Below are 7552 nucleotides of genomic sequence, written 5' to 3'. Positions count from 1 at the left end.
CTGTATAACTTTGTCTCTTATTATATAGTTTTTCATATAATTATTTATTTTATCAAAGGTATTTACCAATTTTTCATTATCTAATATCACTTGATTGTTTAAAGATCTGTTCATTCTATTTTTTATATTTTGTAGTCAATAATCAATCTTTTTTTAGTTTTTGGGAATTTATAATCTATTTTCTATCGTTTAAAATTTTAATTTTAAAATAGATAGTTATTAGATAATCATATGTTTTTTGGGTATTATTAAAAATAATAAAGTATTTAGTATAATGACAGATAGGAGTAAATTATAAAATGGAAGAATCAATAAAAGAAATTATTTCTTACTATAAAAACTATTTAATGAAAAAAATAGATAGCTATATGGATAAGATGAAGATTATTTCAAATGAAGATATAATAAATTATGAAAAAGATGCAAAAAATAAATTTAAAACATTGGAAGATTTAAGTAGTAAATATAAATTATATGATGAAAATTATAATGAATTTATGATATCTATGGGGAGGCTTGCTTTAGGGATAGAACAGTTAGATGAATTTAAAATAGATAATAAATCTAAAGATAGAATTATAAGCCAGTTTTTAAGTTTACATGAATTATTTGAAGAATTAGAACAAATAAATATAATGAAAGATGTGTATATATGGAAATTTGTAAATTAAAAACTGTAAAAGTAAATTTACAAGTTTTTAATTTAACCAAGGCGGGTATTAATAATATATAAAAATATAAAATATGAGGAGAATAAAAATGAGTAAGTCGATAAGAGTATGTCCTTTTTGTTCAAATGTAGACATTGATAAATTAAAAAGAATAATAGGGGAAGAAAATGTAAATACAGGTTGTGTAAGTGCTTGTAGAAAGGATAAAACACAATTTTTTGGTAGGATAAATGGATCTTATGTTATGACAAAAACAGAAGAAGAATTTTTTGATGAGTGTAAGTAAGATATTGAAATAAAATATTTTCTGTATATAGATATAAAAATAGAGGGTATAATAAAAAATCCAGAGATTAATAATTAATCTCTGGATTTTTTTATTTGATATATTATTGTTGAGCAGCTTTTCTTCTCTTATTGTATTGTAATCTTTCGTGCTCGTTTAAATATTTCTTTCTAAGTCTTATTGAATCTGGAGTTATTTCAACTAACTCATCATCATCTATAAACTCTAATGCTTCTTCTAGAGTAAATGTTCTAGCAGCGTTTAATTTTATAGCATCATCAGAACCAGAAGCACGAACGTTAGTTAATTTTTTATTCTTAGTTGGGTTAACTATCATATCGTCTTTTCTAGAGTTCATACCTATTATCATACCTTCGTATACTTCTACACCTGGATCTACGAACATAGTAGCTCTTTCACTTAAAGCATTTAATCCGTAAGCCATAGTAGTACCATTACATTGAGATATTAAAACACCATTTGCTCTTGATGGGATTTCACCTTTATGATCTTCGTATCTAGCAAATGAACGAACCATATTACCTTCACCACGAGTATCATTTATGAATTCAGATCTATATCCTAAAAGTCCACGAGTTGGAGCAGAGAATTCTATTTTAACGAAATCTCCTTCTATAGACATAGCTTCCATCATACCTTTTCTTAAGTTCATTTTGTTTATAACTGTTCCAGAATATATTTCAGGACAGTTTATTATAACTTTTTCAATTGGTTCTTGTAATTTTCCATTTTCATCTCTGTGCATTAAAACTTCTGGTTTAGAAACACCTATTTCATAACCTTCACGTCTCATGTTTTCAAGAAGTATAGATAAGTGAAGTTCACCTCTACCAGATACTCTATATCCGTCAGTAGTTTCCATTGGCTCAACTTTTAGACCAACGTTAACTTCTAATTCTTTATCTAATCTATCTTTTAAGTGTCTTGTAGTAACGAACTTACCACTCTTACCAGCAAATGGAGAATCATTTACTAAGAAGTTCATAGAAAGAGTAGGCTCTTCTATATGTATCATTTCCATTGGTAAGTGATGTCCAACTTCACAGATTGTTTCACCTATAGATATATCAGGTATACCTGCTATAACTACGATATCACCTGAGTGAGCTTCGTCAACTTCAACTTGTTTTAATCCTTCATAAACTGAAAGTTTAGATATTTTTCCTCTAGTTACAACTTCTCCTGCTTTACAAACAGAAACTTGTTCTCCACTTTTTACAGTACCTTTGTAAACTCTACCGATTCCAAGTCTTCCTACAAAGTTATCATATGCAAGTGCAGATATTTGTAATTGAAGATGCTTATCATCATAATCAGGGTAAGCAGAAGCATGCTCAACTATAGTTTCAAATAATGGAGATAAATCAGTAGAATCATCATCCATTTCTCTCTTAGCTATACCTTGCTTAGCTATACCGTATATTATAGGGAATTCACATTGCTCATCAGTTGCATTTAAGTCTACGAATAAATCGAATACTTCATCAACAACTTCTTCAGCTCTTTGATCAGATTTGTCTATTTTGTTTATAAATAGTATTGGCTTTAAACCTAACTCTAAAGATTTTTGTAAAACGAATCTTGTTTGAGGCATTGGTCCTTCAGATGCATCAACTAGTAATACAACAGTATCAACAGTTTTGATAACACGTTCAACTTCAGAAGAGAAGTCACTATGTCCTGGAGTATCTACTATGTTTATTTTGTAATCTTTATAGTTTATAGAACAGTTTTTAGAATATATTGTTATACCTCTCTCTGCTTCAAGGTCATTACTATCCATTACACAGTCTTTAACTACTTCGTTTGCTCTAAATACACCACTTTGAGATAGGAAAGCATCAACTAGAGTTGACTTACCAGCATCGACATGGGCAATTACAGCGATATTTATAATTTTATGTTTTGTTGTCATTTATTTAATTCTTCCTTTCTAAAAAATAACTTATACAGTATAACATAAGCTAGATAAAATGTAAAATAAAATAGCATAGATACTTTATTGTTAGTATTAACATAATTATTGAAAATATAATGCTACTTAAGTGATAGTAAACTTTGATGCAACTTATATATAAAGTTTAATAACTAATAATTAAAATTTATATAAAATACAGTCAGTATATATTTATTTATTTTCTAAATTGTATCTATATACTAGAAGCAGTATAATTTATATTATATAAACAAAAAAATCTAGTTATGAAAGGGTATTTAATCCAATTATTGTGGATGATTTATTAAAATATGATAAGCCAACAGTAAAAGTATTAAGAAATAAATTTAAATAAATGGAGACAAAAATGAAAAAAATTTTGAAAAAATTAAGAAAAAAACAACCTAAATTAAAATTTATTTATGCATGGTACTACAAGAATAGTAAAGTAAATGAAAAACAGATTCTTTTCGAATCCTTTCATGGAAAAGATATTTCAGATTCTTCTTTTGCAATTTTAAGGGAATTTTTAAAACGATCTGATTCAGATGATTATAAAATTTATTTTGCAACAACACAAAAAGAAACTCATAGCAATAAGTTAAAAAAAATGGGATTAACTCAAATAAATCTAGTTGATATTACAACTTATGAATATGTTAGAGTATTGGCTACATCAAAATATTTGATTAATAATAGTTCTTTTCCAGTTTATTTCATTAAAAGACCAGAGCAGATTTATTTACAGACTTGGCATGGAACACCTTTGAAAACATTGGGAAAACAGATGCGTTTTGGTATTGAGTCTATGTATAATATCCAGCATAACTTTATGCAGGCTGATTATCTTATGTTCCCAAATAAATTCACAAAAGAAGTCATGATGCGTGACTATAATCTAGAAAAGCTATATACAGGAAAAGTAGTTTACAATGGTTATCCAAGAAATACTATTTTTTCAGATGAAAGAAGTGGAAATGAAGTAAAAAAACAGCTGGATAATAAAAATTATACCACATTTGCATATATGCCTACGTGGAGAGGACAGAGTAATCATTCTGTACAAAAGGATAACTACGAAGAAGAAACTAGAAAGATGTTAACCTATCTTGATAGTCAACTTCAAAACAATCAGAAAATGTATGTTAATTTTCATCCTATTTTGCAGGATAGTATTGTATTAGATTGCTATAAACATATTTATCCATTTCCAGATAATATAGAAAAGTATGATTTTTTGAATAGCATGGATGTATTGATTACAGATTACTCTAGTGTATTCTTTGATTACTCCATTACTGGAAAACCAATAATTTTATTTATGTATGATTATAAAGAATATATGCATGACCGTGGAATGTACATGAATGTAAAAGAACTTCCCTTTTGTAAAATTTATGATGTAAAAGCACTTGCTAGTTGTATAAAAGAGAAAACATATCTATCTGAAGAGTATGATTATAAGAAAAATCTCTCTTATATAAAGGATTTTCTTCCATACGATTCTTTAAAAAATGCAAAAAATATGGTTAATCTGATTTTTGATCATCAAGAAAATGATTTACCTATTTTAAACTACAATGAGAATACAAAAAAAAGATGGAATATTCGTTTTTATCCAAATGTAAAAACAGAAGAAGGAATTCAGACTGTGCTAGATACTGTAGATAAAGAAAATGATATTGTTATTTTTGAAAAAAAATTCTTTGGGCCAGAACTTAGTAGTTATTTATATGATAATTGTCGATTTGATTTACAGTATATTTTTATTACTAAGACACTTCCTAGAACCTTTATAGAAGAATATTGTAGTAAAAAGGAAAAATTCAATGTGAATACAGTACTATGGCATAGAGAGTTAAAAAGAGTTTTTCCAAATCTTAATGTGAATCCAATCATGATTGAGGAATGCTATACAGGTATTCCAGGACATCAATATTATATAAAAGAAACAGATTTTGTGAAAGCAGAAGTGAAAATAGATAATAATCAACTTATTTTAAATGTGGAAGATATAGACAATATCACTTCTTTTATGATTATTAATCAATCAAAACACATCTTATGGAAAAGACCATTAAATCATGAAGAATTGCATTTGGGGCTTATTAAAGAAGATTTTAATGAAATTATGAATGCAGAAAGTTTAAATAAAAATGGAAAATATTTAATAGCATTAGAAACAAAGGAAAAACAGCCTGTTTTAATTAAACATTCAGACTATACTTCCTATCTGGATAAAATTAAACAACATTCTGTTTGGAAATTTTTTGAACCTTTAAAATTTAACACTGTAGACTTAAAAGAATATGATAAAAATAAAAATGATACAGAAAATCAATTAATTCCATATTTATTTCAAAATCAATTTCTTGGTATATGGGTGGAAAATCCAGAAAGGTTATTTAGTAAAAATGTCAAAGGAAGAGTATCTTCTTTTAAAATAGAGGGTACTGTATTAAAGATAAATTTGAAATTAAATTTTTTACCAAATCCTATAACAGATGTAGTGTTAAGTTATAGAAGTAGCATAGAAAAATTAGAGTATCCATTTGATTATACAGTAAATACTTCTGGAAACCAAATTATCATTCATGCAAAACTGGACTTAAAAGGCAAACATATGGAGGAATTATTTTGGGATGTAATTGTAAAAACAACATATAAAAATATAGAATTAAAGGCATCAAATTATCTGAATCGAAGACAAAGATTAAAATTAATGATAATGAATCAACAAATGAATATTTCAGGTAATAATATTTTATTTCCTTACAGAACTTTGAGTGGAAAATTAGCTTATACTTATCGTGAAAAAACTCCTTATGATGGATGGGATACAAAAATAAAAGAATTTTTAGCTTGTTTTGTATTTACTTTACTGCATCCATATTGGAAACGAAAAAAAATGTGGCTTGTATATGAAAAATTCTGTTCCATGGCTCAAGACAATGGATATTATTTCTTTAAATACTGTATGGAAGAATTGCCTAAAAATGAACGAAAAAAAATATTTTATATTTTAGATAAAAACTCTCCTGACTGGGATAAAGTTAAAAAATATGAAAAACAGATTATTCCGTTTATGAGTTTTAAACATATATTGTATACAATGGTTGCCAAAATGTATATTGCTTCTGATTCCAAAAAACATTTATATATTTGGAGAGCAAAACCTAATTTTGTTTCATACTTAATTTCAAAACATAAAATTTTATTCTTGCAACATGGTGTAACTGCATTAAAGAAAGTAGATGGAATTTTTGGAAAGAAAGGTTCTAGTCCAATGACATACTTTACAACAACATCTAAATTTGAACAAAATATTGTAGTAGAAAATTTTAAATATAAAAAAGAGAATGCACCTATTCTTGGATTTACAAGGTGGGATGTCCTTGAAAATACAGCAACTGATACAGAAAAGATTATTCTTGCAATGCCAACTTGGAGAAGCTGGTTAGAAGAAAAATCTGCAGATGAATTTGTAAAGAGTGATTATTATCATAATTATATGAAATTATTAAGTAGTAACCATTTAGCAGTACTATTAAAGACATACAATGTAAAACTAATTTTTTACATTCATCCAAAATTTAAAGATTACATAGGTCAGTTTAATGTAAGTGGAGAACATATAGAATTAATTCCTTTTGGAAGCATACCACTAAATGAAATTATTAAAAAATGCCACATGTTAATCACAGATTATTCTAGTGTATGTTGGGATGTATATTATCTCGGAAAGCCAGTACTATTTTATCAGTTTGATTATGATATGTATGAGCAGGCTCATGGAAGCTATTTAGACATGGAACAAGAATTATTCGGAGAACGATATACAGAATATGAAGACTTATTAATTGGAATTGAAAAACAAATTAAAAACAATTTTACTGAAGATCCGAAATATAAAGGTTTACGAGATTATTATTTTGCATATATTGATAATGATAATAGTAAACGTACGTACCAATATATATCAAGTAAAAGTAATTTATTGTAGTTATTTTAATTGATGATAATATATTATTACACTTTAAAATAAAGCTATACTAGAAAAACTAGTATAGCTTTATTTTAGATTAAATTCTTTGTGTAATTTCCATGTGTTATCTTCCCATTTGTAAATACATATATTATCAAAGAAGCAATTAAATTTGAATGGAATTTGATTAACATAATCCCATAGTTCATCATAAATATTTTGTATTTTCTTTGAAGATATAGTAACATGAAATACTTTATTTTTTCCGTCGTGTAGTTGAAAATTGATAAAATCTATTTCGTCTAACTCGTCTATTAAATTATCATGAAGCTTTTTACCTTCTTCACTCATATGAACTTTCATATAAATTACTCTATTATCGAAGTGACCATATTTTTCTAAAGTATATTTAGCTTTGTTATGATTATTGCAGAAATTTTCTATTACTTTGTCTACTTCACTTATGTTGTTGCATTCAAAAGGAGATTTAATAGTAAAGTGAGCAGGTAATTTAGAAGACTTAGCACCAAGTTTTTTAAAAACTTCTCTTCGAAGATTATTATTAAAATCCCCACCTTCTCCTTTTACTACACTAACAATTACATATCTCAACTTTTATACCTCCAGAACTTTTTATTATTATAATATAAGAT

The 7552-nt window shown here is 26.6% G+C and carries 5 protein-coding genes; 3 read left to right on the top strand and 2 right to left on the bottom strand.

Translation table 11 applies throughout. The features are described 5' to 3' along the window. Positions 1–299: 299 nt before the first annotated feature. Together QX51_RS00800 and QX51_RS00795 are read left to right on the top strand one after the other, a co-directional pair. On the top strand, positions 300–671 hold the full coding sequence (locus tag QX51_RS00800) for a hypothetical protein (RefSeq protein WP_039677999.1): 372 nt from the start codon (positions 300–302) through the stop codon (positions 669–671). 88 nt (positions 672–759) lie between these two features. Beyond that, complete coding sequence (locus tag QX51_RS00795) at positions 760–957, top strand: hypothetical protein (protein ID WP_039677998.1); 198 nt, start codon at positions 760–762, stop codon at positions 955–957. A gap of 103 nt (positions 958–1060) precedes the next feature. Here the strand turns inward: QX51_RS00795 and typA are convergent, their stop codons facing one another. Further along, the gene (gene typA / locus QX51_RS00790) at positions 1061–2893 is read right to left on the bottom strand and encodes a translational GTPase TypA (RefSeq protein ID WP_039677997.1); all 1833 of its coding nucleotides are present in this window, start codon (positions 2891–2893) and stop codon (positions 1061–1063) included. 388 nt (positions 2894–3281) lie between these two features. On the opposite strand from typA, the gene QX51_RS00785 reads away from it, so the two are divergent. Then, complete coding sequence (locus QX51_RS00785) at positions 3282–6917, top strand: CDP-glycerol glycerophosphotransferase family protein (protein ID WP_242842663.1); 3636 nt, start codon at positions 3282–3284, stop codon at positions 6915–6917. A 69-nt stretch (positions 6918–6986) separates the two neighbouring features. On the opposite strand, the gene QX51_RS00780 is transcribed toward QX51_RS00785, so the two are convergent. Next, positions 6987–7511 carry a 2'-5' RNA ligase family protein gene (locus QX51_RS00780; RefSeq protein WP_039677995.1) on the bottom strand — a complete coding sequence of 175 codons (525 nt, stop codon included), beginning with the start codon at positions 7509–7511 and terminating at the stop codon, positions 6987–6989. Positions 7512–7552: the final 41 nt, after the last annotated feature.

Origin of the sequence: Terrisporobacter othiniensis, from assembly GCF_000808015.1 — a bacterium.
GTDB lineage: Bacteria > Bacillota > Clostridia > Peptostreptococcales > Peptostreptococcaceae > Terrisporobacter > Terrisporobacter muris.
This window is presented reverse-complemented; position numbering and strand designations above follow the sequence as displayed.

Excerpts from the sequence above, each read along its gene's own strand:
- QX51_RS00800 (WP_039677999.1), top strand. The coding sequence starts at position 300 with ATGGAAGAATCAATAAAAGAAATTATTTCTTACTATAAAAACTATTTA.
- QX51_RS00795 (WP_039677998.1), top strand. The coding sequence starts at position 760 with ATGAGTAAGTCGATAAGAGTATGTCCTTTTTGTTCAAATGTAGACATT.
- typA (WP_039677997.1), bottom strand. The coding sequence starts at position 2,893 with ATGACAACAAAACATAAAATTATAAATATCGCTGTAATTGCCCATGTC.
- QX51_RS00785 (WP_242842663.1), top strand. The coding sequence starts at position 3,282 with ATGAAAAAAATTTTGAAAAAATTAAGAAAAAAACAACCTAAATTAAAA.